The sequence below is a fragment of the Streptomyces sp. NPDC048441 genome, assembly GCF_043200235.1.
In the GTDB taxonomy this organism is placed as follows: domain Bacteria; phylum Actinomycetota; class Actinomycetes; order Streptomycetales; family Streptomycetaceae; genus Streptomyces.
Genome location: NZ_JBICXM010000011.1, coordinates 243,437 through 267,864, shown reverse-complemented (window position 1 = coordinate 267,864; position 24,428 = coordinate 243,437). Strand labels below are relative to the sequence as shown.

Genomic DNA, 24,428 nt, shown 5'->3' with positions numbered 1-24,428 from the left:
CGACGCACCGATGCCGCGTCACCAACCCCCACCCAACGAGCCACAGGCGCCGCAGGCCTGAGCTCTCAGAACGTCAACACCCCCCGAGCCACCCGCCCCGCCTCCGCATCCCCCACCGCCTTGGCGAAGTCCTCCACCGGGTACGTCTCCGTCACCAACTCGTCGAGCAGCAGCCGCCCCTCCCGGTAAAGCTCCGCGTACAGCGCGAAGTCCCGCTGCGGCCGGGCCGAGCCGTATCGGCAGCCCAGGATCGACTTGTCCAGGAACAGTGACGACACCAGGAACGACGCCTCGGCCGTCGCCGCCGGTACGCCGAGCAGTACCGCCTGCCCATGCCGGTCCAGAAGATCAACCGCCTGCCGGATCAGCTCCACCCGCCCCACGCACTCGAACACGTGGTCAGCCCCGGTCGGCAGAATCCGCTTCACCCCCTCCGCCTCCGCCGACGACAAGAAGTGCGTAGCCCCGAACTGCCGGGCCACCCCCTCCTTCTCGGGATTCGCGTCGACAGCGACAATCTTCGTCGCCCCCGCAATCCGCGCCCCCTGAAGGACGTTGAGCCCGATACCCCCCGTACCGATCACCACCACACTGTCCCCGCGATCAACCTTCGCGCGGTTCAGCACGGCCCCGACCCCCGTCACCACCCCGCACCCGATCAACGCGGCCGAAGTCAGCGGAATGTCCTCGGGGATCTTCACGGCCTGGACGGCCTTCACCACCGTGCGTTCCGCGAACGCGGAGTTCGCCGCGAACTGATACACGGGCTGCCCGCCCCGCGAGAACGGCTGCCCCGGCATCCCGATCGCGCGCCGGCACATCGTCGGCCGACCTCGATTGCATTCCCCGCACGCCCCACAACTGGCGATGGTGGACAGCGCCACATGATCACCAGGCGCCACATGCGTGACCCCGGCCCCGACAGCCTCCACCACCCCCGCCCCCTCATGCCCAAGCACCACCGGCGCAGGAAACGGAATCGTCCCGTCGATCACCGACAGATCGCTGTGGCACAGCCCCGCGGCGGCGACAGCGACAAGCACCTCCCCCGGCCCCGGGTCACGTATCTCCAGGTCGTCGACCACCTCAACCCTGGTCCCATCGAACACAACACCCCTCATCGCGCCTCCCTCGGCAGGCCGAGCACGAGCACGCGCCCGGCGATGATGTCCCGCTGAATCTCGTCCGAGCACCCGAGCACCCGAGCACCCGAGCACCCGAGCACCGGCCACCCGGCATCCCGCATCCCCGCCCTACGCGTTCGGCCGATCCTTGGCAGCAGCAGCCGCCGCCATCGCCTCCAGCTGCGCCAGCATCGGCATCGGGTCCGTCCCCACCGTCCCCGGCAGGAAGTCCGCGATCTTCTCCGGCGTCCAGCCGCCCTCCACATACCCGGCCCGCAACTCACGAGGCTGGGCCCACACGGCGATCTTCGGGCCCGCGACCGTATAGACCTGCCCGGTGATCTTCTCCTCACGGGCCCGCTCGCTCAGCAGATAAGTCACCAACGCCGCCACGTCCTCCGGCTCCCCGATCTCCTTCAACTCCATGGGCACGTTGGCAGACATCCGGGTCCGCGCGACCGGCGCGACCGCGTTGGCGGTGACCCCGTACTTGTTCAGGCCGAGCGCAGCGCTCCGCACCAGCGAGATGATGCCGCCCTTGGCCGCGCTGTAGTTGGCCTGCGCGACGGACCCCTGGTGGTTGCCGCTGGTGAACCCGATCAGGGTCCCCGTCCCCTGCTTCCGCATCACGGCGGAGGCGGCCCTGAAGACGGTGAACGTGCCCTTCAGATGCGTGGCGACGACCGGATCCCACTCGTCCTCGGACATGTTGAAGAGCATCCGCTCGCGCAGGATCCCGGCGACGCAGACGACCCCGTCGATACGCCCGTACTCGGCGAGCGCGATGTCGACGATCCGCTGCCCGCCCGCCATGGTCGAGATGTCATCGGCGACGGCGACCGCTTCGCCGCCCGCCGCCTGGATCTCCTTGACCACACCGTCGGCTATCTCACTCGCCGGTTCGCCGCCCTCCATGGAGACGCCGTAGTCGTTCACGACGACCCTCGCGCCCTCGGCCGCCGCGGCCAGCGCGACCGCCCTGCCGATGCCGCGCCCCGCACCGGTGACTGCCACGACCTTGCCTGCCAAGAAGTTCCCCATGTCCGGCCCCTTCCCGCGGTTTCTGACGGACCGTTAGATTCTATGACCCGTCAGATACCGAAAGACAAGCCCCAGGGAGGACTCATGTCGCTGCCACCCGAGTTCCACGAGATCGCCAAACGCGTGAACAACTGGGGCCGTTGGGGTTCCGACGACGAGATCGGCACGCTCAACCTCATCACCGACGAGGTCGTACGCGAGGCCGCCGCCGCCATCCGCACCGGCCGCCGCATCCCGCTCGCGCTACCCCTCAAGGAGGACGGCGTGCAGACCGGACTCATCCCCGGCCGGGTCAACCCCCTCCACACCATGGTGCAGATCAACCAGGAGATCTTCGGCCCCGACACGGTCGCCACCAGCGACGACGCGGTCACGATGGGCCTGCAGACGGCCACCCACTGGGACGCGCTCACTCACGCGTCATACTCGGGAAAGATCTACAACGGCCGCCCCGCGGACTCCATCGAGGCCCACACCGGCGCCCGGTTCAGCGGCATCGACAAGGTGCCGCACCTCGTCTCGCGCGGCGTCCTGCTCGACGTCGCCCGCGCCAAGGGCGTCGACCGGCTGCCCGGCGATCACGCCGTCACCCCCGAAGACCTCGCGGAGGCCGAGGAGTTCGCGGGGGTCACCGTCCGATCCGGCGACATCGTCCTCGTACGCACGGGACAGATCCAGACCTACCTCGCGGGCGACAAGCACGCGTACGGCTACCCGTCCCCCGGCCTCTCGGTCCACACGCCGGAGTGGTTCCACGCCCGCGATGTCGCGGCGGTCGCCAACGACACCCTCACCTTCGAGATCTTCCCGCCGGAGATCGAGAACCTCTGGCTGCCCGTGCACGCGCTCGATCTGGTCGATATGGGGATGTTGCAGGGCCAGAACTGGAATCTCGAAAAGTTGTCCACAGCCTGTGCAGAAGATTCCCGCTACAGCTTCCTGCTCTCCGCGATGCCCGAGCCGTTCATCGGCGGTACGGGAACACCCGTGGCACCGGTCGCGGTGCTGTGAGCCCGGCACGGTGAGCCCGAAGCCGTGAGCCCGGCGGGGTGAGCCCTCGGATGGCGGCGCCCCGGCTTTCGCCCCGAGCGCGTTGCCGCACGCACCGCCATCCGGCTCCGGCGCACGAGTCCTGCCCTTTCGGCCACGAAGGGACTGACGCCGATCGGCGACCCACATCTCGTCGAGGAACAGGTCGCAGACACAGACACAGACCACTGCCCCTCGGCGTCCCCTCGCGGCGAATCGCTGCACACAAGCGTGATCAATCGAACACGGTACGTCAACACCCGTCCGGTGATTAATGAATTATGCCGCTTATGCAACGACTGCGCACGGCCGCGCACCCAGACAACGCAGAGCACCCAAAACCCACAGAGCACCCAGCGCACTCAGAGCACTCACACGGCCTCGTAAGCGACACCCTCATAAGTCGTCGTCCCGTCGAACGCCACCGCAGCCGTCTCCGACTCACACCGGTCGACCTCGCACCAGATGCTCTTGCCGACGCCCTCGGTCTGCCAGCCCCACCGGTCGGCGAGGCCGTCGACGAGTTCGAGGCCCCGGCCGTTGGTCTCCCCACCGTCCGCGTGCCGCGGCGCCGGCGGGCACGCGCTGGCGTCCGCGACCTCGACCCTGACCGTCCCGGTCCCCGCTGCGGAACCCGCCCCGGCCGCCTCGGCCGCAGCCTCCTCGGCGGCTTCGGCGGCATCAAGGAAGTCCGGGAGGCGCATACGCAGCACGGCCGGACAGCCGGTGTGCACCACCGCGTTGGTGACCAGCTCCGAGATCAGCAGGATCAGCGTCTCGGCCAGCGGCTCATCGACCCCTATCCCCGAACCGGCGAGCCGCGAACGTGCCCACCGGCGGGCCCGCCCCACTTCCGCGGGGTCGGGCCTGACCTCCAGCTGAACTTGAAGCACCTGCACCGCTCACACCATCCGAACCGGCGGACACATCGCCTCGCGACTCCGAAGGGTCACGGAACGTGATCCCCTTGAGAAACAGCATGGTTGACGTTCAGTCACCCCAACAAGCGCTTCAGGCATATTCCAGCGCGAAGGAGTACGCGTGCGGCATACTGTGCGACGCGCGCTGCGGGGGGTCGAACAGGCGGGCATGAAGCCCCTTCCTGCACTGCGAGCGGCACGCATTGCCAGGTCCGGCGCCGCCTCGGGGGCAACACCGGCATGGCTCGACCTCAGAACCACTCGCATCTCACACAAGGTACCGGAGCGGAAGCCCAACTCCATGCCGTGACGAGTCACGCATAGGACACAACCCGGTATCGACGCTCAGTAGCCTCCCTCTACTTCGCGGACCGCACAAGTCGATCATTTTCGATCACTCAGAATGACGGGCTGAACGGGCCGAACTGGCCGAACTGGCCGAACAGGCTGAACTGGCTGAACTGGCTGAACAGGCCGAACGGGCTGCCGCCACTCAGAACAACCAGGCAAGGTAGCCGAAGAGCGCCATTCCGGCCGCCGATGTGATCGCGGTCCACTTCACGACACGGCCGGCCCAAGTCCCGCTCACCGACTCGCGTATCGCCTCGGCCGCACCTCGCCCCGCGCGCGGGCTGATGCCGCTGACGGCGACGGCCAGCGCGGGCGCGGCGAGCAGCAGCCCGAAGAAGGCCATCACCATGAAGCCCCAGCTGGACCCGAGGCCGACCGCGACGTACTCGCCACCGCTGTGGCTGACTTCGACGGTGTCCTTCGGCTGGGCGTCGCGGGTCTTCACGCGCGCGTACTCGTCGCGCGGGCCGCTGTCGGCGCCGTCATTGTCGTACGCGTGGAAGGTGCCGCTGCACCAACGCGTATCGGAGTGGTTCCGGCCGCCCGACGCCATATAGCACTCCGCGACGACGAGATCACCGCGCGTGCCGATGTACCCGGCGGCGGCAGCGAACTTCGCGACGCCGATGCCGCAGACCAGCAGGGTCACCAGGAGCATGAAGACACCGAGCACCCGCCCGCCCGGGGTGGCCCCGGGAGGGGGCGTGAGCAGGCCGTTGTCGCGCTGCCCGAAGTTTCCCAGATCGCCGCCGAGTGACATGGACACGGACCCTACGCGAAGCCTCCGGGAGCCTCACGGGGGGACTCCGGGAGCCTCACAGGGCGGCAGCGAGCCCCTCCTCCGCATCCCGCGCCGACTGCCCGAGCCCGGCCCGCACCCAGGCCCGCTTCAGATGCAGATGCACGTCGGCCTCCCAGGTGAACCCCATCCCGCCATGCACCTGAAGACAGTCACGCGCGTTCCGCACCGCCGCATCGTCGGCGAGCAGCTTGGCGCCCGCTATGTCCAGTACGTCACCGGTGACGGCCGCGGCGTACACGGCGCCGCGGGCGACCTCGGCCCGGACGAGCATCTGCGCACAGAGGTGCTTGACGGCCTGAAACGCCCCGATCGCCTGCCCGAACTGGGTACGTTCACGGGCGTACCGGACGGCCATCTCACAGGTCCTGCCCGCGCTGCCGAGCTGCTCGGCGGCGATCAGCAGATCCGCTTCCGGCGCCTTTGCCCCGCTTTCGCTTCCCGCCACCCGATGCAGCGGCGTCAACGGATCCACGGACCGCAGCGGAACAGCACCCGAGACATCCGAAGCGTCCCCTCTGACGACATCCGCCTCATCCATCCAGGGAACAAGCCCACCCGACACCGCGGTCACCACCACCTCCCCGCGCGCCGCCCCCGCCACGTCACGCGCCGCGAGGAACGTGGCCACCAGCGGCCCGGGAAGCAGCACCCGCCCCGCCTCCTCGAAGGCCAACACCGCCTCCGGAAGCCCGAGTCCGACCCCGCCCTCCTCCTCCGGCAACCGCAGCGCGAAGAACCCGGCATCCCCCAGCTCCCGCCACAGCGCCCGGTCCAGCGAAGGGGCATCCGGGTCCAGCGCGTCCCGCAGGGCCGCTCCATCGAAGCGCCCCTCAAGGAGCTCCCGCACCCCGCCCCTCAACGCCCGCTGGTCATCCGTGAGTTGGAAGTCCACGCGAACCCTCACCGCCCCTTCGGCAGGCCGAGTATCCGCTCGGCCACGATGTTCTGCTGAATCTGCGAGGTCCCGGCGGCGATCGTGTACGACAGGGACGAGAGCCGGTCCAGGGTCCACTCGTGGCCCAGATCGAGCGAGCAGGACCCGAGGACCTCGGCCGCCGCCTCGTACAGCTCCTGCCGTGCGTGCGAGTACCGCAGCTTGAAGACGGAGCCGCCGATCCCCGGCACCCCGCCCCCAGCCCGCTGCGACTCGCTCACGTTCCATTGCGTGAGCCGCCACAGCGCCCCGAACTCCGCGCTCAGTCTGCCGAGCCTGCGCCGCAGCCCCGCGTCGTCCCAGCGCCCGCTCTTGCGGGCCTCACGGGCCAGCTCGCCCAGGGTCCGCCGGCAGGCGACGACCTCCCCCACGAAGGCCGTCCCCCGCTCGTAGGACAGCGTCACCATCGTCACGCGCCAGCCGTCGTTCTCCGCGCCGACCCGGTTCGCGACCGGGACCCGCACCTCGTCGAGGAACACCTCGGCGAACTCGGTCGAGCCCGCGAGCGTACGCAGCGGACGGACCGTGATCCCGGGGGCGTCCATCGGCATGGCGAGCCATGTGATGCCGCGGTGCTTGGGCGCGTCCTCGCTCACCGGTGTCGTACGCACGAGGAGCTCGCACCAGTCGGCGACCTCCGCGTGCGAGGTCCAGATCTTGGACCCGCTCACTACGTAGTCGTCGCCGTCCCGCCACGCGCGCGTGCGCAGCGACGCGAGGTCCGATCCCGCGTCCGGCTCGCTGAATCCCTGGCACCACACCTCGTCGCCACGGAGCACCGGCGGCAGCCACCGGGCGCGCTGCTCGGGCGTCCCTTCGGAGGCGATGGTCGGACCCGCGTGCAGCAGACCGACGAAGTTCGCCCCTACGTAGGGTGCGCCCGCCTTCTCCGTCTCCTCCAGGAAGATCAGATGCTGGGTGGGAGTGGCACCCCGGCCGCCCGCGTCGACGGGCCAGTGGAGCCCCGCGTACCCGGCGTCGTACAGCCTGCGCTGCCAACCCACGTCGTAGGCGCGCCGCCCCGGCCAGTCCAGCGGGTCGGGGCGCGGCGGCAGTCCGGGAAGCGTCCGCGCGAGCCATTCCCGCAGCCCGGCCCGGAAGGATTCCTCCTCCTGCGTGTACGTGAGGTCCACGTCAGTCCCTCCGGTCATCTCTCCGGCCACTACGGGCTTTCCGAGATATCTGATGATCCGTCAGATGGCAGGCTAGCCCCGCACCCCTGGACCGACAAGGCGGCGAGCCTTACGCTCTCGACACGATCTGACTACCCGTCAGTTCAGCGCTTTCCAGGAGGGGATCGCATGAGGACCTCGGAGAACGAGACCGCCCACGCGCTCGGAGCGTCCCGCACCCTCTGGGAGCTCATCGAACGCCGCGCCGCGCTCACCCCCGACGCACCCGTCCTGATCCAGGCGTCCGCAGGTCAGGCCGATCCCGCCGACGACCGGCGCCTCACCTTCGGCGAACTGCGCGACCGCTGCGAGCGGGTGGCCGCCGGGCTCTACGAGATGGGCGTGCGCCCCGGCACGGTCGTCGCCTGGCAACTGCCCACCCGCATCGAGACGGCCCTGCTCTCCTTCGCCCTGGCCCGTATCGGCGCGGTCCAGTCGCCTGTCATCCCCTTCTACCGCGACCGCGAAGTCGGCTTCGCGCTGCGGGAGTCGAAGGCCGAGTTCTTCGCCGTGCCGGGTGTGTGGCGCGGCTTCGACCACACGGAGATGGCGCGGCGCCTCGGCGCGCGCGGCATCTTCGAGGCGTACGCGTACGGCGATCTGCCGGACGCCGATCCGTCGCTACTGCCACCGCCGCCGTCCGACGGCACATCCGTACGCTGGATCTACTGGACATCGGGCACGACGTCCGACCCCAAGGGCGTGCTCCACACGGACCGTTCACTGATCGCCGGAGGCTCGTGCCTCGCCCACGCGCTGCACCTGTCGGCGGACGACATCGGCTCCATGGCGTTCCCCTTCGCGCACATAGCGGGCCCCGACTACACCGTGATGCTGCTCCTCTACGGCTTCCCCGCGGTCATGTTCGAGCAGTTCGCGCTGCCGGACGCGCTCGACGGCTACCGGCGGCACGGCGTGACGGTGGCGGGCGGTTCGACAGCCTTCTACTCGATGTTCCTCGCCGAGCAGCGCAAGCTGGCGGCGCCGGGCGAGAAGCTCATCCCCACCCTCCGCCTCCTCGCGGGCGGCGGGGCGCCGAAGCCGCCTGAGATCTACCACGCCGTCGTACGGGAGATGGGCTGCCAACTCACCCACGGCTACGGCATGACCGAGGTGCCGATGATCACCATGGGCGCGCCGGACGACACCGCCGAGAACCTGGCGACGACGGAAGGGATGCCGCCGGAAGGGATGGAGATCCGGGTCACGGACGCCGAGGGCAAGGAGGTGCCCGCCGGGGTCGACGGCGAGGTGCGGCTGCGCGGGGAGGCCGTCTGCCAGGGGTATTTGGACCCCGAACAGAGTGCCGGGGTCTTCGACGCGGACGGCTTCCTGATCACGGGTGACCTGGGGCACGTACGGACGACGGGCCATCTCGTCCTGACCGGCCGGGCGAAGGACATCATCATCCGCAAGGGCGAGAACATCTCCGCGAAGGAGATCGAGGATCTGCTCCACGGGCATCCGGCCGTGGACGACGCGGCGGTCATCGGCCTCCCGGACCCCGAACGGGGCGAGCGTGTCTGCGCGGTGGTCGAACCGCGGGGCGATTCCGCGGAGTTGACCCTGGAGGCGGTGGTCGCCTATCTCCGGGGGGAGGGACTTTCCACGTACAAGTTGCCGGAGCAGCTTGAGCTGGTGGAGGCGCTGCCTCGTAACGAGACTTTGCGGAAGGTGCTCAAGTACAAGTTGCGGGAGCGGTTCGCGGAGGGGTGAGGTGGTTCTTCACCGCGGGTGCGTTGTGGTTGCTCGCGCCCACGCGGCGGAGCCGCAAGATGCCACAGCCCCGCGCCCCGCTACAGGGGCGCCCCTGTAGCGGGGCGCCCCGTCCAACTACTCCGGCACCGTGAAATACGCCGCGAAAGCCGCCACGATCTCCGCCTCCGAGACCTTGCCGTCCGCGTCCGTGTCCAGTGCCGTGCCCGCCGCCACGGCGATGTCCGCCTCGACACCGAGGGCCTTCAGGGCGCGCTCGACCTCCTTGGGGCTGACCGCGCCGTCCCCGTCGCTGTCAGCGACGGCGATCATGGCGTCCAGGAACGGCCGGGCGATCTCGGCGAACCGGGCCGGGTTGTCGCGCAGGCGCTTCACCGCGCCGCCGACGAACTCCGGCTTGGTGATCCGCTGGTCACCGTCACGGTCGGCGATCCCGGCCATGCCCTGCCAGAAGGCCTCCGCCCCGATGTAGAGGGCCTGGCCCTTCTCCGAGCGTGCCGTCGCGCCGAACTCGGTGAGCAGGGCGGCGGCGGCCGTGCTGAAGTCCTCGCGGGAGATGTAGCCGTTGCCATCCTGGTCGAAGGTGGCGAAACGGGCCGCGATCTTACGCTCGTACTCGGCGCTGTCCATGGTGTTCGAGCCGCCTCATTCCTGCGGTTGGGTGCGTGTGCTCAGGGGGTTCCCTGGTCCTCTGGCAGCGAGCGTACGTCTTCCCCAACTCCCCGGCGGCAGGAAGGCGAGGGTTACGTCACGCCGAGAGCGGGATCGCCTCGTCGTCCACCGCCGCCGTCACGTCCGGGTAGACCTCGAAGAGACGGCGTACGCCGAGGGCCGCGAGGACGCGGTTCACATGGGAGCCGTCCTCCGCGCCCTTCGCGGGCAGTATCAGGCGCAGGCGGCCCTGACAGGAGCGGAAGAGGCGACGCGTCGCGATCAGCACGCCGACGCCGCTGGAGTCGCAGAAGAGCACGTCGGAGAGGTCCAGGACAAGGCTGTGGCGGCCATCGGCCACGGCGTCGTGCACGCGCTGACGCACTACGGGCGAGGTCACCAGGTCCATCTCGCCGGACACCCGCAGCACGGCCCAGCCGCCCTGCTCGTCCACGGCCACCTTCAGCGTCACATGCCCGCCTCTCGCTCGCTGATTTCGCGCGCCGGCCGCTCACTCGCCGCTTCGCGCTCGCTCCGCCGGCTGATCCGGAAGCCGTCCCTACGGTTTCCTACGTCGCAGCTGCCCCACCTCCCCACCATGAAACACCAGAGACGCCGGTCCCTATCATCCGAGGCCGGACCTGGGCACGCTTTGCCATAAAGGGGCGTGCGTTGTCGGTGGCGGCGACTACATTCGATGGAAGGTTTCGGTCGGGCAAGGAACGGTCGGGCGTCGGGCAAGGAACGGCACGCGCCAGAGGCAGGCAGAGGCAGAGGGGGCCGCATGGCGAAGGATGCGCCGCGTCGCTGGGACCGTCGTATGCAGCAGCGCCTCGCGCACGGGGAAGCTGCCGCGCTCGGAGAGCTGTACGACCGCTTCGCCTCGCTGGTGCACGGCCTGGCCCACCGCGTGCTCGGCGACGAGGACGCGGCCGACCGCATCACCCGCGAGGTCTTCGCCCACGTCTGGGAGAACCCCGACGCGTACGACCCCAAGCAGGGCCCCCTGCGCTCCTGGGTCGCCACGCTCACCCACCAGCGGGCCGTCCAGCGGCTGCGCCAGACCGGGTCCGCCGCCCTGGCCCGCGGCGGCGAAGGCACCGCGGAGGACCTGGAGCGCAAGGTGCGCCGCGCATCCGCCGCCGCCCGCGCGGACTACATCGTCACGGCCATGCCCGCCCCGCTGCGCGCCGCCCTGGAGCTGGCCTACTTCCAGCGGCGTGACTACCGCCAGACGGCCGCCGACCTCGGCGTGACGGAGGACGAGGCGCGACGCCGCCTCCGCCTCGGCCTGCAGCTGCTCTCCACCGCCAATGACGCGGGCGTCCAGAACGACGCGGGCGACCGGGCGGAACCGCATCCCGGTTATCGGAGAGCGCTGTGAACGGGCCCGACCGACCCGAGCGAGAAGAGCCGTACGAGGGCAGCGGCGATGGCAACGGCAACGGTTCAGATGGCCTGGAGAACCCGGAGAGTCCGGAGCAGCAGGAGCAGCAGGAGAACCGGGAGCAGCAGCGGCAGGACGCCCGCCGGCCGCCCCGTATACCGCTGCCCCGCACCTCCATAGAGGACACCGGACACCCCTTGCCCGACCCCCCGCTCGCCCTGGACCACCGCGTCCTGCGGTCCCTCCTCGGCGCCTGGGCGCTCGCCGCCTGCTCGGTCGAGGAAGCCATCGCCGTCGAGGAGCACCTGGGCCACTGCGGCCCCTGCGCGGAAGAGGCGCTGCGGCTGCGCGACGCGGTGGGCCTGCTGCATCAGGAGGAGAGCCTCGACCTCGACCCGGGCCTGCGCAACCGCGTGATCGAGAGCTGCCTCGGGCGGCGCCCGCCCCGCATCCCGGTGCCCGAGTGGGCCGTCCCGTACGACGCCGAGACCGCCAGGCTCGACGCGCTCCTGCGGGACATCGGCGACTCGGAGTGGCACGCTCCGGTGCGGCTCCGGTGGTTCGACGAGGACAGCCCGGTCAGCCGCAAGACGACGGTGGCCGGGGTGATCGCGCATCTCCTCGCCGTCGACGGCCTTGTCGCGCTCGCCCTCGGCCTCGACGATCCGCTGGGCACGGACGCCCCGCAGCCGTCCGGCCCCGGCCGCCGCACCGAGGCGTACTGGCGCGCTTCGTACTTCCCGCCCACGCGCGCGGTCCGCGTCCCCTGGCGCGAGCAGACCCATGACCTGATCCGCACGGTGTCCTTCACTGCCGACAGCTCGTCCGGCGCGGGATCGGGCGGCCTCACCGTTCCGTACAGCGCCCCGGACGACGAGGGCCGCCGCGCCGCACTGCCGCTGCGGGACTCGATGGTGGACCGGGCCTTCGAGTGCTGGATCCACGCGGGCGACATCGCGGAGGCGGTGGACTATCCGTACGAGCCGCCGTCCCCGCGCCATCTGCACCGCATGATCGACCTCGCCGCCAGGATGCTCCCCGGCACCCTCGCCGACCGCCGCCGCGCGGGGCTCGCCGCCCCGCCGCACGGCCTGGTGGCGGCCGGTGCCCCGGGCAGGAGCCTGCGCCTCGAGGTCGAGGGCATGGGCGGCGGCGAGTGGTTCATCCCGCTCGACTCCCCCGGCGCGGGGGCTTCGGCGGACCGCGAGGTGGCCCATGTCGCCCTGGACGGCGTCGAGTTCTGCCGCCTGGCCGCCGGCCACGTGTCGCCGGAGGAGGCGGCAGCGGGACAGGACGGGGACCGCCAGGCGATCAGGGATGTCCTGTTCGCGGCGGCGTCACTGAGCCGGATGTAGCCCAAAGACGTAGCCCAAAGACGTAGCCCGAGGGGTTAGACGTAGCCCGAGGGGTGGTGGATCAGGGTCAGGGGCAGGGTCAGGCGAAGACAACCGTCCTGCGCCCGTTCAGCAGAATCCTGCGCTCGGCATGCCACTTCACGGCCCGCGCGAGCGCCTGGCATTCCACGTCCCGGCCGATCGCGACCAGCTGGTTCGGCGTGACGTCGTGGCCGACCCGCTCGACCTCCTGCTCGATGATCGGGCCCTCGTCGAGGTCGGCCGTCACATAGTGCGCGGTCGCGCCGATCAGCTTCACGCCGCGCGCGTGCGCCTGGTGGTACGGCTTCGCGCCCTTGAAGCTCGGCAGGAAGGAGTGGTGGATATTGATGATCCGGCCGCTGAGCTGCTTGCAGAAGTCGTCCGAGAGCACCTGCATATAGCGGGCGAGGACGACAAGCTCCACGTCCTGGGCGCGCACAAGATCCAGGATCTGCGCCTCGGCCTGCGCCTTGTTGTCCTTGGTCACCGGAATGTGGTGGAAGGGGATGTCGTACGAGGCGACGAGCTCGGCGAAGTCCGTGTGGTTCGAGACGACCGCCGCGATCTCGACCGGCAGGGCTCCGATGCGCGAGCGGAAAAGCAGGTCGTTCAGGCAGTGCCCGAACTTCGACACGAGCAGGACGACCCGCATCTTGTCGTCGGCGCGGCCCAGCTGCCAGTCCATGCGGAAGGAGTCACCAATCGCCGCGAAGCTCGCCCGCAGCTTCTCCACCGTCACCGGCGGCTCCGCCGAGAAGTGGACGCGCATGAAGAAGAGCCCGGTGTCGTGGTCGCCGAACTGCTGGCTGTCCTCGATGTTGCACCCGGTCATGAAGAGATAACTCGACACGGCGTGCACGATGCCCTGCTTGTCCGGGCACGAGAGGGTGAGGACGTACTGCTCAGCGGGGTCGGCGGACGCGGCGACGGACGGCTCATTCATGCCGACAAGGTTCCCACAACCGATACCTGCCGCGGACCGGCAGAGCCCCGTAGGGGCGCGGGGAACTGCGCGCCAAGCCCCCACCGGGCCGCAGGTGTGCTCAGCCCGCGGCCCGCGTCATGATCCGAAGGATCTCAAGCGTCCGCGGCGGCACATCAGGCTCATCCCCGTCACTCACAGAGAGCCGAACATGCGCGTCCCGGGCGGCACGCACCGCCTCCGGCCATCCCGGATGATCCAGATAGGCGGAGACAAGCGCATCAGGCCCGACCTCATGCATGATCCGAAGCACCCGCAGGACAGCCGCATCGACGAGCGCCGCCTCCTCCGCGTCGCGGAAGATCGTCCCGACGTACTTCTCGGCGGACCAGTTGTCCAGCCACGTGTCCTCGACCAGCCGGTACACGGCGTCGGTCACGTCCCCGTACTCCTCGCGCCCGGCGAGCCAGCACTCACGCTGGAACCCCGGGTCGGAGAGCATGTGGAGCGCCGAGCGCACGTTGCTGCGCCAGCGCCACCATGGCATGTCGTTCGTTGGCATACCGCCCATGGTGCTTGAGCGACCGCCGCGACGGGAAGACTTCTCCGAACCTTGCACGGTCATCGATCGTACGTTCCCCTTCCGTGCAGTCGAACCGGCCCCTGCCATTCACCTTCTTGTCACCATGCGTTGAGAGTGCGTCACTCCATGGTTGGCACTGCGGCGGAATCGTGCATGACCATGCCCGTCTCGCGACGCACCTTGCTCCCCCGCCCCTCCAAGACCGCAACCCTCACCGCGGCCGCCCTGGTGGCGGTGTGCGCGTCCCTGACCACCGCGTGCGGGGTCGTCCCTGGTTCCACGGAGGGATCCGGGAAAGACCCCGTGACCGTCATGACCTGGGCCCCCGAGAAGACCAAGGCGACCAACAAGCCCGGCATCCCCGCGATGGCGCAGGCTTACGCGCGCTGGGCCAACGCGCACGGCGGGCTCGACGGCCGTGACCTCAAGGTCATCACCTGCAACGACCACAACGACCCGGTGGGCGCCGCCGACTGCGCCCGCGAGGCGGTCGACAAGGAGGTGGCGGCCGTCGTCGGCTCGTACAGCCAGCACGGCCAGTCCTTCCTCTCCCCCCTCGAAGTCGCGGGTATCCCCTACATAGGCGGATACGGCCTCACCGACGCGGAGTTCAGCAGCCCCCTGTCGTACCCCGTGAACGGCGGCGAACCGGCACTCATGGCGGGCAACGGCCGACAGCTCGCCGCCCGCTGCGAGCGCGTCTCCCTCGTACGCCCCGACACGATCGCGGGCGACGACCTGCACAAGATCCTGGACGCGGGCCTCAACGACGGCCGCCACAAGCCCTCCGCCGACATCCGCGCGCCCGAGGACGGCACGGACTTCACGGCGCAGGCCGAGCAGGCGCTGACCCGCGCGGGCACCGGCGGCTGTGTGACGGCGGCGCTCGGCGCCCGCACGGACACGTTCTACGACTCCTACCGGCGCACCGAGGACGCGTACCCGCCCGCGAAGATCTCCTCCGTGCTCGGCAGCGTCGACCAGTCCCTCATCGACCGTACGGGGGGCGGCCAAGGCCCGTACGAAGACGCGTACGTCACCGGCTGGTACCCGGCGGCCGGCGACGCGCGCTGGGACGACATGCGTGGGGCCATCCGCGAGCAGGCCTTCGGCGACAACCGGGTGGACCCGGCGGACGCGGGCGTGCAGACGACGTGGATCGCGTACACCGTCCTGAAGCGGACCGTCGAGTCGCTGGACGGCGGCGAGGTCTCCGCCCGCACACTGCGGCGCGCGCTCGACCGAGGGCTCAAGGTCGAGACGGGTGGTCTGACCCCGACCCTGAGCTGGCGCTTCAAGGACATGCTCGCGGCGGGCGACTTCCCGCGCCTGGTCAACGCGGATGTCACCTTCCAGGTGGTGCGGGACGGCCGCCTCGTTCCCGCGCACAAGGGCGTCGTGAACGTGGCGAAGACCTTGGAACGGGTGAGGTAGCCGCGGGGCCCGCAGCCGCCTGGAGAGCCCTACAGCTGCGACCTGTCGCGGGTCGTGAGCCCGTACTGCTTGGCGATGGTGTTCCACAGCCCGGCCGCTTGCGTCTTGGCCGTGGTCGCCTCGCCGCTCGACTTGTTCGCGGCGGCCGCCTGCGGAGTCGTCCGCGGGTGGCCCTTCTTGCAGCCCTTCTTGCCACCGACCTGACCCGCCCACGCGGCGTAGTGGTTGTCGGCCGCGGCGGACGCCTTCCAGGCCTTGGTGAGGGACGTGGTCAGCTGGGCGCTGGTCGGGAGCTTGTCCACGGAGAGCGCCGAAAGGCGCGTGACCAGGCCGTTCCGCTGCTTGGCCGCGTTCCGCAGATCGGTGGCCGACTGGCTGAGGTTGGTGCACTTTCCTACGTTGCGTACGGCGGCGATCACCGAGTCACGGCTGTTGTTGCTGTCGGCGAGGAGCTTGTCCAGGGCGACGGCCTGCTCCTTGGCCGGGTCGACGGAGGGCGACGGCTTCTCGTCGGACGGCGCGGAGTCGGAGACGGTCTTCGGGCTGTCCTTCTTCTCGTCACCACCGCCGCTGAGGAGGGCGCCCGCCCCGACGCCGATCAGCGCGATGACGACACCGGCGGCCACGAAGATCGGCACCTTCGACCCGGTGCGGCCCCCGCCGCGTGACGCGGGAGCCGCGGCAGCGGCGCGACGGGCGGCTCGTCCGCCGCCGTCACCGTTGCCCTGGCCGTGGGCGGCGGGCTGCGGCGGCTCGAAGCGGGGCATCTGCTGGGTCGACGCGGGGCCGTCGGACTCCGGCTGCTCGGTACGGAAGAGGCTGTCGAACTCGGCGTGCGGCGGCCGCTCGCCGGGGGTTCCCGGCCGTATCCCGAAGGGGGCGGCGCCGGGCTCCGCGGGCACGGGAGCGATGTACTGCGTGGCCTCGTTGTCGGAACCGGCCGCGGGCATGGGGGCGCCGGGCATGGGCGCACCGGGCATCGGCGCACCGGGCATCGGCCCGCGTCCCAGGAACTGCGTGGCGTCCCCCGCGGGCGCCTCGGGCGGCAGGGCGCCGGGGGCCACAGGGGGGATGTACTGCGTGGCGTCGGCGTCACCCGCGGGCAGCGGTCCGGCGGGGGGCAGCGGCATACCGCTGACGGCGGGCGGCAGCTGACCGGCCTGGGCGGCGGGCGGGAGCTGGCCCGGCTGCTCGGCGGGGGGAAGCTGGCCGGCCTGAGCGGCGGGCGGCAGCTGGCCCGGCTGCGCGGCGTACGAGCCGTCGGCGGGCTGTCCCGCGTGCGGAGCCCCGTACGAGGCGTCGGCGGGCTGCTGTGCCGCTTGGTAGGGCGGCTGCGGCGCCCCCTCGGACGGCGGCAGCGGGGCGCTCGCGCCGTAGGTCTGCTGCGGGGGGTGGTTCTGCGGCTGCTGATAGCTCTGCTGCTGCTGATAGTTCTGCTGGTCGTACGTCTGCTGCTGATAGCCCTGCTGGGGATAGCCCTGCTGCGGGTACGCCTGCTGCGGAGGAGCGGGCTGGTACGCCTGCTGCTGAGGAGCGGGCGCAGAGCCGTCCACGGGGCCGTCCGCCGTGCCCCACGCCTGGCCCGCGCCGGGCTGCGGCTCCGCCGGGGCCGGGCCCCACGGCTGGCCCCAGGGGCTGCCGCCCGCGGGGGCCGTCTGGTCGCCGGCGGTGCCGGGCATCAAGGGCTCGCTTCCATCGGCAGGCAGCACGATGCCTTCGTGCGCGTGCCGGTCCGCTGGATGCGGATCGGAGGAAGCGGCACCCTGCCCGCTCTGCTGCGTCACCGGGACTCCTACGAATGGGGGACCTACGGAACCGTCGGGTCACGCTACCGGGTCCCCACAGCCATCTGCCACGCAGCTCAAACCTCCGTGACCGCATCAATCACGGAAGTAACAAAACCTCCACGCGAAACGCTGATTACGGCACAGGAGTAGATCTGCCTCGTACGGAAGTTGGCCGTTCACGGTGGTGAAAGGGCAGGGACGGGCCGTGTTCACCCGAGGGCGACACACATCACAAACCCTTCACGCACCCCCGCGCGCACTCTCCCTGCTTCACGCACCCCCGCACGGGCCTCTCTCTACGCCCCTACGCCGCCTGAATGTCCATCCGCGCCCCGAACTCCCTCACCACCGCCTCTTCCCGGTACGGCTCGAGCCGCTCCTGGAAGTCCTCCAAGTACTCGGCGCCACGGTTCGACCGCAGCGTCCCGAGGAGTTCGACCGCCTTCAGGCCCGTGTGGCACGCCTCCTCGACGTCCCGCCGCTGCACCTGCGCCGTGGCGAGGAGCACGAGCCCGATCGCCCGCCGCCGCGCCCGCGTCTCCGGATGCCCCGCGAGGGACTCCTCCGCGCTGCGCGCCGCCGCGTCCGCCTGACCCAAGTCACGGTGGCAGTGCGCCAGTTCATCGGCGAGATACGCGTGATCGAAGTGCCGGATCCACACCGGATCGTCGCCCGACGACGCCTCCCCCGCCGCCCGGTCCATCGCCTCGACCGCCCGGCCCGCCACGACCTGCGTCGACCGCCCGTCCCCGAGCAGCGCGTGCCCCCTCGCCTCGGCGGCGTAGAACATGGCCTCCGCGCGCGGGGTGACCCGCCCGCGCGTCCCCTCCTGGGCCGCCCGCGCCAACTGCGCGATCTCCCGCGGATTCCCGAGCTGAGCCGCGAGATGGCTCATGGACGCGGCGAGTACGTAACCGCCGTACCCCCGGTCGCCCGCCGCCTGCGCGAGTCGCAGCGCCTGGATGTAGTAGCGCTGGGCGAGGCCTGGCTGCCCGGTGTCGACCGCCATGTATCCGGCCAGCTCCGTCAACCGGGCGACGGCGGCGAAGAGTTCACGCCCCGCGGCTTCCCGATACGACCCGGCGAGCAACCCCGAAACCACACTGTTGAGGTAATGCACGACGACCGGCCGCACATGCCCGCTGCCGTACTGGTGGTCCAGCTGCGTCAGCGCCTCCGTCATCGCCCGCACCGCGGCCACGTCGGAGAGCCCCACCCGCGGCCCGGCCATCCGCCCGACCTGCGAGTCCGGGGACGAGATCAGCCAGTCACGGCTCGGCTCGACGAGCGCGGAAGCGGCGACCGATGAGCCGGAGAGGAAGTCCCGCCGCCCCACGTCACTGCGCCACAGCTCGCAGACCTGCTCGATGGCGCCGAGGACGGTCGGCGAGAACTGGAGCCCCACGCCCGAAGCGAGGTTCTTGCCGTTCGCCATGCCGATCTCGTCGATCGTCACCGTCCGGCCCAGCTTGCGGCCGAGCGCCTCCGCGATGATCCCGGGCGCCCTGCCGCGCGGCTGCTGACCGCGCAGCCACCGGGCGACCGACGTCTTGTCGTAGCGCAGATCGAGACCGTGCTCCGCGCCGCACATGTTGACCCGGCGGGCCAGGCCCGCGTTCGAGCAGCCCGCTTCCTGAATGAGTGCTTGCAGCCTTTCATTGGGCTGCCGCGCGACGAGCGGCCTTGCGGCCATGGCGTACCCCCTGATGTGCACTGTGGACCATCGGTACGGAGGGCTGGAATAGCCACCCACAATGATCAATGCCCTAGGGACAAACGGAAGATGCACCACAAACGGACCATAAGTCAGCAACTGGGCTTCTATGCTTCGTCACTTCTTCGCTTCGTCGCTTCGTCGCTTCGTCGCTTCTTCTGAGTGCCCCAGACCTGGCTACCCGCACATGGAACCCATTCCCCATGCGCGCCCCCGCCCGTGCACCCATGCGCCCCAGATGCAGGATCGATGCTCCGCCCCCGCGCACGCGCGAGCCGTAACCGTAGGTGGCGGGCGGAGTTGAGATGTCCGTGGAAGAGACCTTGGGAGTCACGTCAGCCGCGCACATCCCGAAGCAGCGCGGAGAATCCTTGCTGGACACGGCCGTGCGATACGCGGAAGAGCGCCACTGGGACGTGTTCCCCGGGACATGGCTCGAGTCCGTCGAGGGAGCCGAAGCCTGCTCGTGCGGTGACGCGGCGTGTACGACGCCCGGCTCGCACCCGGCGCGCGAGGACTGGGCCACGCAGGCCACGGGGAGCTCGACGGTGGTCAGGCGGCTGTGGTCCAAGCAGTCGAAGTCGTCGATCCTGCTGCCGACCGGCCGCACGTTCGACGCGATCGACGTGCCGGAGACGGCGGGCTTCCTCGCCCTCGCCCGCATGGAACGCATGCAGCTCACGCTGGGTCCCGTCACCTGCACCCCCGACCGCAGGATGCAGTTCTTCGTCCTTCCCGGCGCCACGGCGAAGATCCCTGATCTTGTACGCAAGTTGGGGTGGCCGCCTGCCGCGATCGACCTGATCGCGCTCGGCGAGGGGGCGTACGTCGCCGCGCCCCCGACCCGCTTCGGCGCATCGGGCGCCGTGCAATGGGCATGTCGCCCCACCGCGGCGAACCGGTGGCTCCCCGATGCGGAGGAGATCATCTCGCCGTTGGCGTACGCGTGCGGGCGTGAGGCGCGCCGATAGGACGTCACCGGGGCTCAGCGCCGGACGGGCTGGATATCCAGCCCGTCCGGCGTTTGTGTCTCTCGCCGAAGTATCGTGCGGAAACGGCGACGAAAGGCGGACACCGTGACCGAGGCAGCACCGGCGGCGGTACGCGTACAAGGGCTCTGGAAGGCCTTCGGCCAGCAAATCGCCGTCGCCGGGATCGACCTCACCCTCCCCGCGGGCAAGTTCATCGGCCTCGTAGGACCGAACGGCGCGGGCAAGACCACCACCCTCTCCATGGTGACCGGCCTCCTCCGCCCGGATCAGGGCACTGTGGAGGTCGTCGGCCACGACGTATGGGCCGACCCCGTCCAGGTGAAGGCCCGCATCGGCGTCCTCCCGGAAGGCCTGCGCCTCTTCGAGCGGCTCTCGGGGCGCGAACTCCTCGCGTACACCGGGAGGCTGCGCGGACTGCCCGGCGACGAGGTCGACAAGAGGGCGACCCAGCTCCTCGACGTACTCGACCTCGCGGGCGCCCAGCACAAACTGGTCGTCGACTACTCGACGGGAATGCGCAAGAAGATCGGCCTCGCGGCAGCCCTGCTCCACAACCCCGAGATCCTCTTCCTGGACGAGCCCTTCGAGGGCGTCGACCCGGTGTCCGCCCAGACCATCCGCGGCGTCCTGGAGCGCTACACCGCGTCCGGAGCGACGGTCGTCTTCTCCTCACACGTGATGGAACTGGTCGAATCGCTCTGCGACTGGGTCGCCGTGATGGCGGCGGGACGCATCCGTGCGCAGGGCACCCTCGCGGAGGTACGCGGCGCGGCACCGTCCCTCCAGGAGGCGTTCCTCGAACTGGTCGGCGCCAACAGCCGCGACACGGCATCGCACCTCGACTGGCTGGGCGGCGGCACCCGATGAGCAAGCCGACGGCGACGCCCGCACCCGCCCCGGCATCCGCCCCTTCCATCACCCCCATCACCCCCATCTTCGTACGCCTGAAGCTCTCGCTCCTGCGCAACGGCCTGCACCAGTCGACGGGCCGCCGGGCCGCCTACATCGCGTCGGTCGTCGCCGCTCTCCTCGTCGCGGCGCTCCAGCTCCTCGGCCTGATCGCCCTGCGCGGCAACGAACACGCCGCCACCGTCTCCGTCCCGCTCACCGCGATCCTCGCGCTCGGCTGGGCGGTGATGCCGCTCTTCTTCCCCAGCGGCGACGAGACCCTCGACCCCACCCGCCTGGTGATGCTGCCGCTGCGCCCGCGCCCCCTGGTGCGCGCGCTGCTCGTGGCATCCCTGGTGGGCATCGGGCCGCTCTTCAGCCTCTGCCTCGCGCTCGGCTCGGTGATCTCGCTCGCGCACGGCGCGGCGGCGACCGTCACCGGTGTCCTGGCCATCGCCCTCACCCTGCTGATCTGCGTGGCCCTCGCGCGCACCGTCGCGGCGGCCAACATCCGCCTGCTGAGCAGCCGCAAGGGCCGCGACCTCGCAGTCCTGAGCGGCCTGGTGATCGCGGTCGGGGCGCAGGTGGTCAACTTCGGGGCGCAGAAGCTCGGTTCGTCCGGGCTCTCGCGGCTCGATCCGGCCGCCGACGTCCTGAGCTGGATCCCGCCCGCATCGGCGATCGGCGCGGTCGACTCGGTGAGCAAGGGCTCGTACGCGACAGGGGTCGCCCAACTCGCCCTGAGCGCCGCCGCCCTCGCCACCCTCCTCGCCCTCTGGCAGCGCAGCCTGACGCACCTGATGACGACCCCCGACGGCTCGACGCTCGCGGCGGCGGAACCCACCAAGGCCCGCTCGGCACGCGGCCTCGGCGGGCTGCTGCCGGGCGGGCGCACGGGCACGGTCATGGAGCGCAGCCTGCGGTACGTGTGGCGCGACCCGAAGACGAAGGCGGCCTGGGTGACGTCCCTGGCCATCGGCCTCATCGTGCCGCTCTTCAACGCCCTTCAGGGCACAGGATCGATCTACTTCGCGTGCTTCGCGGCCGGGATGCTGGGCGTCCTCATGTACAACCAGTTCGGCCAGGACACCTCGGCGTTCTGGATGGTCGCGATGACGATCTCGTCGACGTACGACGCGTACATCGAACTCCGGGCCCGCGCACTGGCGCTCCTGGTGATCACCCTCCCGTACGCGACGCTGGTGACAGCCATCACGGCAGCGGTCCTCGGCGACTGGACGACACTGCCCGAGGCCCTCGGCCTCTCCTTCGCCCTGCTCGGCGCGATGCTGGCGACGGGCGCCTGGTCATCGGCCCGCTTCCCGTACTCGATCCCGCAGGACGGCTACAAGAACGTGGCCCCCGGGCAGGCGGGCCTGGCCTGGATCTCGATCTTCGGCGGGATGGTCGCCGCGGCCCTGCTCTGCACCCCGGTCCTCACCTTCACCATCTGGCTGCACGTCACAGACGCGGCCTCCTGGTCCTGGATCCTGCTGCCGCTGGGCGGGGCCTACGGAGCGGTGATCACATATTTCGGCCTGCGCCTCGCGGCACCGAGGGTGGCGCGACGGCTGCCGGAGATCTTGATGGCGGTCAGCAAGGGCTGAGCGCCTTTCGTATACGGCCTCACTCGGGAACGCAGACGACCCGCGAGCCATGGTCCCCGCCGTACGAAACGGCGGGGAGCCGGCCGGACCTACCGGCGGCTCGCGGGTCGGGTGACTGCTTGGGATTGGGCCGGTTGCACGCACATCACACGTGCTGGTCCGGCGCCGAAATCGAGTTGCGACGACGGGCCACTAGCCCGCAGTCACCTCACGCGTCCGGTTTCCATACATCTGCCGAACCACCTCCTCTCCGTGATGACTCACACCCTAGGAACTGTGTCGGTTCGCCTCAACCGGTTTTTCGACCCGGCAGCAAAACGGACTCCTGCCGGGTGTCGTAGGCGTATCCGTCGCCGCGCTGGAGCAACCGCAGATTCATGTGGGAGACGTTGATCCGCCCCGTCGGCGTGGTCAGGCTGTGCTGACCCCTGGCTCGCACGGAGACGCGTCCGCTCCAGGTGCCCGCCCACTTGCCGGTGGGCAGCGTCGCACGTACGAGATCCCCGGTGATGTACCCAAAATGCTGTTTGATCCGGGCACGTTGAAGCCGGGGAAAACCGAAACGGTCAGGGGTGGTGCGGGCGTAGGAGCCGCGTCCGGTGGCTTTCACGACCAGAACGCGGGCGGGCACGCGGACGATCCGGCCGCCGCTCTCGCGATCCAGCTCACCGATGGCGAGAGCGTCGGCGGTGTGGGTCTTGTCGAGTCCCATCGCGGTGCGGTTCTGCTGAGTACGGACACCCGGCCAGGCATGAACTGGCGGGCCGAGAACGCCCAGTGCCTCGATGAGCCGACGACGGGTCGAGTTCATGACGGCGGCGTCACGCAGGGGCGGACGGGTCTGCGCGAGGATCTCCGCGAGGCGCTCCGGCCGATCGGCAAGGAACACGGCGACGGGTTTGCTGCCCTTGGCCTGGTTACAGGGGACGCATGCAAGCACGAGGTTGGAGATCCTGCTGGAGCCTCCACGGCTGCTGGGGTGGATGTGGTCAAGGTTCAGAGGAACGCTCGTGGCGCCGCAGTAGGCGCAGGCTCTACCCCGGACAGCGAGCAAGAATGCTCGAGCGTCAGTTCCGACGAGGGTGCCATTCCCGTACTCGGCCCCCTTGAGCTGTTTCCCCGCACTCATGGAGTGGGTGTCGAACGCGACGCTTTCCACGTGGACCTCTGTGACCGGCGCGTACCGACAGAAGCGGTGAGCAAGGGAGATCGTGGTGTCGACACGGTGGCGCAGCGACGGGGCAAGCCATCCCTCCGGACGGGTGCGGTTGTTGCTTCTCGGCGCCCGGTGGCGGAGGTTCGCGGATCGTCGTCTGCGCCGGTACCCGGCACGCTGCCTCATGCAGTGCCGGATCTGATCGCCGCGGTGCTGGAGCTCGGCGGTCACCAAACCCCGGCGCACTAGGACGGCTTCCCCGCGCTCGTCGGTCTCCGTCTTCTCGTCCGTGAGTGCGATGCCGGTTCCTTTGGAGCCGGGGTCGATGCGTAGCTGTACGCCGTCGACTTCGGAGTCGGCGCGCGTACGGTCCCTGAGCCGGATGGTGAACGGGACTTGCCGGTGGACGACGGCCCGTCCGTTGCTGAGTAATTCCCGGGCGCGGGCAGGGTGGCAAGGCATCAACGGCCGTCTGTCTCTGGCCAGTACGAAGACTCTGCTCGCGCCGATGCCCCCGGTGTACCTGGGGGACGTGGGAGCGTCACCGCTCCCGTTCTCTGCCGTCTCCGCCGCCTCAGCGGCCGATTCGACGTGCCGCCGACGGGGTCTGACGCCATGCCCGCCGGTCTCCCCTCGCCCATGTTCCCCGCCGGTTCCCCGCACGGTGGCGGGAAGTCCGTGAGCCGTTTCGTCCTTGCTCCCAAGGGTGTCTGCTCTCACGGATTCCAGAGCGGGCTGCTGAGGAAGCACAGCCCGGTGGGTCTGCTCGCCTGCGGGAAACGTAGTCATCAAAGGGCGCCTTCCTTTGGCCTGGTGGTCTTGATGACTAGGGCTGATCACTC

Annotated in this window: 21 protein-coding genes; 8 read left to right on the top strand and 13 right to left on the bottom strand. The window is 70.2% G+C overall.

The window, feature by feature from the left end:
- Nucleotides 1-65: 65 nt before the first annotated feature.
- Nucleotides 66-1,121, bottom strand: coding sequence for a Zn-dependent alcohol dehydrogenase (locus tag ACGFSB_RS26795; protein WP_393404158.1), 1,056 nt, complete (start codon nt 1,119-1,121; stop codon nt 66-68).
- Between the two features lie 132 nt (nt 1,122-1,253).
- Nucleotides 1,254-2,165 (bottom strand): SDR family NAD(P)-dependent oxidoreductase, encoded by a 912-nt coding sequence (locus tag ACGFSB_RS26790; protein WP_393404155.1) that lies wholly within the window; start codon nt 2,163-2,165, stop codon nt 1,254-1,256.
- A gap of 84 nt (nt 2,166-2,249) precedes the next feature.
- On the opposite strand from ACGFSB_RS26790, the gene ACGFSB_RS26785 reads away from it, so the two are divergent.
- Entirely contained in the window at nt 2,250-3,176 is a 927-nt protein-coding gene (locus tag ACGFSB_RS26785; protein WP_393404152.1) for a cyclase family protein, read from the top strand.
- Between the two features lie 389 nt (nt 3,177-3,565).
- Here ACGFSB_RS26785 and ACGFSB_RS26780 read toward each other — a convergent pair whose 3' ends face one another.
- The 4 genes from ACGFSB_RS26780 to ACGFSB_RS26765 form a co-directional block, all read right to left on the bottom strand.
- A complete protein-coding gene (locus ACGFSB_RS26780) occupies nt 3,566-4,093 on the bottom strand; it encodes an ATP-binding protein (protein WP_393404149.1) in 528 nt (175 codons plus the stop codon).
- Between the two features lie 514 nt (nt 4,094-4,607).
- Nucleotides 4,608-5,231: a hypothetical protein gene (locus ACGFSB_RS26775; RefSeq protein ID WP_393404146.1), complete on the bottom strand. Its 624-nt coding sequence runs from the start codon at nt 5,229-5,231 to the stop codon at nt 4,608-4,610.
- Between the two features lie 49 nt (nt 5,232-5,280).
- Entirely contained in the window at nt 5,281-6,159 is an 879-nt protein-coding gene (locus tag ACGFSB_RS26770; RefSeq protein WP_393404143.1) for an acyl-CoA dehydrogenase family protein, read from the bottom strand.
- Between the two features lie 8 nt (nt 6,160-6,167).
- Nucleotides 6,168-7,334 (bottom strand): acyl-CoA dehydrogenase family protein, encoded by a 1,167-nt coding sequence (locus ACGFSB_RS26765; RefSeq protein ID WP_393404269.1) that lies wholly within the window; start codon nt 7,332-7,334, stop codon nt 6,168-6,170.
- Nucleotides 7,335-7,502: 168 nt separating this feature from the next.
- Between ACGFSB_RS26765 and ACGFSB_RS26760 the strand changes: the two genes are divergently transcribed.
- Nucleotides 7,503-9,089: a class I adenylate-forming enzyme family protein gene (locus ACGFSB_RS26760; RefSeq protein ID WP_393404140.1), complete on the top strand. Its 1,587-nt coding sequence runs from the start codon at nt 7,503-7,505 to the stop codon at nt 9,087-9,089.
- A 117-nt stretch (nt 9,090-9,206) separates the two neighbouring features.
- Here the strand turns inward: ACGFSB_RS26760 and ACGFSB_RS26755 are convergent, their stop codons facing one another.
- A complete protein-coding gene (locus tag ACGFSB_RS26755; protein ID WP_393404138.1) occupies nt 9,207-9,719 on the bottom strand; it encodes an EF-hand domain-containing protein in 513 nt (170 codons plus the stop codon).
- A gap of 118 nt (nt 9,720-9,837) precedes the next feature.
- On the bottom strand, nt 9,838-10,212 hold the full coding sequence (locus tag ACGFSB_RS26750) for an STAS domain-containing protein (protein ID WP_393404136.1): 375 nt from the start codon (nt 10,210-10,212) through the stop codon (nt 9,838-9,840).
- Nucleotides 10,213-10,524: 312 nt separating this feature from the next.
- On the opposite strand from ACGFSB_RS26750, the gene ACGFSB_RS26745 reads away from it, so the two are divergent.
- Together ACGFSB_RS26745 and ACGFSB_RS26740 are read left to right on the top strand one after the other, a co-directional pair.
- Nucleotides 10,525-11,124: a sigma-70 family RNA polymerase sigma factor gene (locus ACGFSB_RS26745; protein ID WP_393404133.1), complete on the top strand. Its 600-nt coding sequence runs from the start codon at nt 10,525-10,527 to the stop codon at nt 11,122-11,124.
- Nucleotides 11,121-12,482: a zf-HC2 domain-containing protein gene (locus ACGFSB_RS26740; protein ID WP_393404130.1), complete on the top strand. Its 1,362-nt coding sequence runs from the start codon at nt 11,121-11,123 to the stop codon at nt 12,480-12,482. Before ACGFSB_RS26745 ends, ACGFSB_RS26740 begins: the two co-directional genes overlap by 4 nt.
- A gap of 79 nt (nt 12,483-12,561) precedes the next feature.
- Here the strand turns inward: ACGFSB_RS26740 and purU are convergent, their stop codons facing one another.
- The gene (purU, locus tag ACGFSB_RS26735; protein WP_393404128.1) at nt 12,562-13,446 is read right to left on the bottom strand and encodes a formyltetrahydrofolate deformylase; all 885 of its coding nucleotides are present in this window, start codon (nt 13,444-13,446) and stop codon (nt 12,562-12,564) included.
- Between the two features lie 100 nt (nt 13,447-13,546).
- Nucleotides 13,547-14,050, bottom strand: a complete 504-nt coding sequence (locus ACGFSB_RS26730; RefSeq protein WP_393404125.1) for a hypothetical protein — start codon at nt 14,048-14,050, stop codon at nt 13,547-13,549.
- A gap of 117 nt (nt 14,051-14,167) precedes the next feature.
- Here ACGFSB_RS26730 and ACGFSB_RS26725 point away from each other — a divergent pair, with 117 nt between their 5' ends.
- Nucleotides 14,168-15,442 (top strand): ABC transporter substrate-binding protein, encoded by a 1,275-nt coding sequence (locus ACGFSB_RS26725; RefSeq protein WP_393404266.1) that lies wholly within the window; start codon nt 14,168-14,170, stop codon nt 15,440-15,442.
- Between the two features lie 29 nt (nt 15,443-15,471).
- Here ACGFSB_RS26725 and ACGFSB_RS26720 read toward each other — a convergent pair whose 3' ends face one another.
- Complete coding sequence (locus ACGFSB_RS26720; protein WP_393404123.1) at nt 15,472-17,226, bottom strand: hypothetical protein; 1,755 nt, start codon at nt 17,224-17,226, stop codon at nt 15,472-15,474.
- A 307-nt stretch (nt 17,227-17,533) separates the two neighbouring features.
- Nucleotides 17,534-18,922 carry a transcriptional regulator gene (locus ACGFSB_RS26715; protein WP_393404121.1) on the bottom strand — a complete coding sequence of 463 codons (1,389 nt, stop codon included), beginning with the start codon at nt 18,920-18,922 and terminating at the stop codon, nt 17,534-17,536.
- 326 nt (nt 18,923-19,248) lie between these two features.
- Here ACGFSB_RS26715 and ACGFSB_RS26710 point away from each other — a divergent pair, with 326 nt between their 5' ends.
- The 3 genes from ACGFSB_RS26710 (at nt 19,249) to ACGFSB_RS26700 (ending at nt 22,430) form a co-directional block, all read left to right on the top strand.
- Nucleotides 19,249-19,914 carry a bifunctional DNA primase/polymerase gene (locus ACGFSB_RS26710; protein WP_393404119.1) on the top strand — a complete coding sequence of 222 codons (666 nt, stop codon included), beginning with the start codon at nt 19,249-19,251 and terminating at the stop codon, nt 19,912-19,914.
- A gap of 105 nt (nt 19,915-20,019) precedes the next feature.
- Nucleotides 20,020-20,802 (top strand): ABC transporter ATP-binding protein, encoded by a 783-nt coding sequence (locus ACGFSB_RS26705; RefSeq protein WP_393404117.1) that lies wholly within the window; start codon nt 20,020-20,022, stop codon nt 20,800-20,802.
- On the top strand, nt 20,799-22,430 hold the full coding sequence (locus ACGFSB_RS26700) for a transporter (protein ID WP_393404114.1): 1,632 nt from the start codon (nt 20,799-20,801) through the stop codon (nt 22,428-22,430). Before ACGFSB_RS26705 ends, ACGFSB_RS26700 begins: the two co-directional genes overlap by 4 nt.
- 289 nt (nt 22,431-22,719) lie before the next feature.
- Here ACGFSB_RS26700 and iscB read toward each other — a convergent pair whose 3' ends face one another.
- Nucleotides 22,720-24,375, bottom strand: coding sequence for an RNA-guided endonuclease IscB (iscB, locus tag ACGFSB_RS26695; protein ID WP_393404111.1), 1,656 nt, complete (start codon nt 24,373-24,375; stop codon nt 22,720-22,722).
- Nucleotides 24,376-24,428 lie beyond the last annotated feature (53 nt).

What these genes read in the sequence shown, in the direction of transcription:
- iscB (WP_393404111.1), bottom strand. Translation starts at nt 24,375, where the DNA reads ATGACTACGTTTCCCGCAGGCGAGCAGACCCACCGGGCTGTGCTTCCT.
- ACGFSB_RS26710 (WP_393404119.1), top strand. Translation starts at nt 19,249, where the DNA reads ATGTCCGTGGAAGAGACCTTGGGAGTCACGTCAGCCGCGCACATCCCG.
- ACGFSB_RS26760 (WP_393404140.1), top strand. Translation starts at nt 7,503, where the DNA reads ATGAGGACCTCGGAGAACGAGACCGCCCACGCGCTCGGAGCGTCCCGC.
- ACGFSB_RS26755 (WP_393404138.1), bottom strand. Translation starts at nt 9,719, where the DNA reads ATGGACAGCGCCGAGTACGAGCGTAAGATCGCGGCCCGTTTCGCCACC.
- ACGFSB_RS26795 (WP_393404158.1), bottom strand. Translation starts at nt 1,121, where the DNA reads ATGAGGGGTGTTGTGTTCGATGGGACCAGGGTTGAGGTGGTCGACGAC.
- ACGFSB_RS26730 (WP_393404125.1), bottom strand. Translation starts at nt 14,050, where the DNA reads ATGACCGTGCAAGGTTCGGAGAAGTCTTCCCGTCGCGGCGGTCGCTCA.
- ACGFSB_RS26785 (WP_393404152.1), top strand. Translation starts at nt 2,250, where the DNA reads ATGTCGCTGCCACCCGAGTTCCACGAGATCGCCAAACGCGTGAACAAC.
- purU (WP_393404128.1), bottom strand. Translation starts at nt 13,446, where the DNA reads ATGAATGAGCCGTCCGTCGCCGCGTCCGCCGACCCCGCTGAGCAGTAC.
- ACGFSB_RS26715 (WP_393404121.1), bottom strand. Translation starts at nt 18,922, where the DNA reads ATGGCCGCAAGGCCGCTCGTCGCGCGGCAGCCCAATGAAAGGCTGCAA.
- ACGFSB_RS26745 (WP_393404133.1), top strand. Translation starts at nt 10,525, where the DNA reads ATGGCGAAGGATGCGCCGCGTCGCTGGGACCGTCGTATGCAGCAGCGC.
- ACGFSB_RS26790 (WP_393404155.1), bottom strand. Translation starts at nt 2,165, where the DNA reads ATGGGGAACTTCTTGGCAGGCAAGGTCGTGGCAGTCACCGGTGCGGGG.
- ACGFSB_RS26700 (WP_393404114.1), top strand. Translation starts at nt 20,799, where the DNA reads ATGAGCAAGCCGACGGCGACGCCCGCACCCGCCCCGGCATCCGCCCCT.
- ACGFSB_RS26725 (WP_393404266.1), top strand. Translation starts at nt 14,168, where the DNA reads ATGCCCGTCTCGCGACGCACCTTGCTCCCCCGCCCCTCCAAGACCGCA.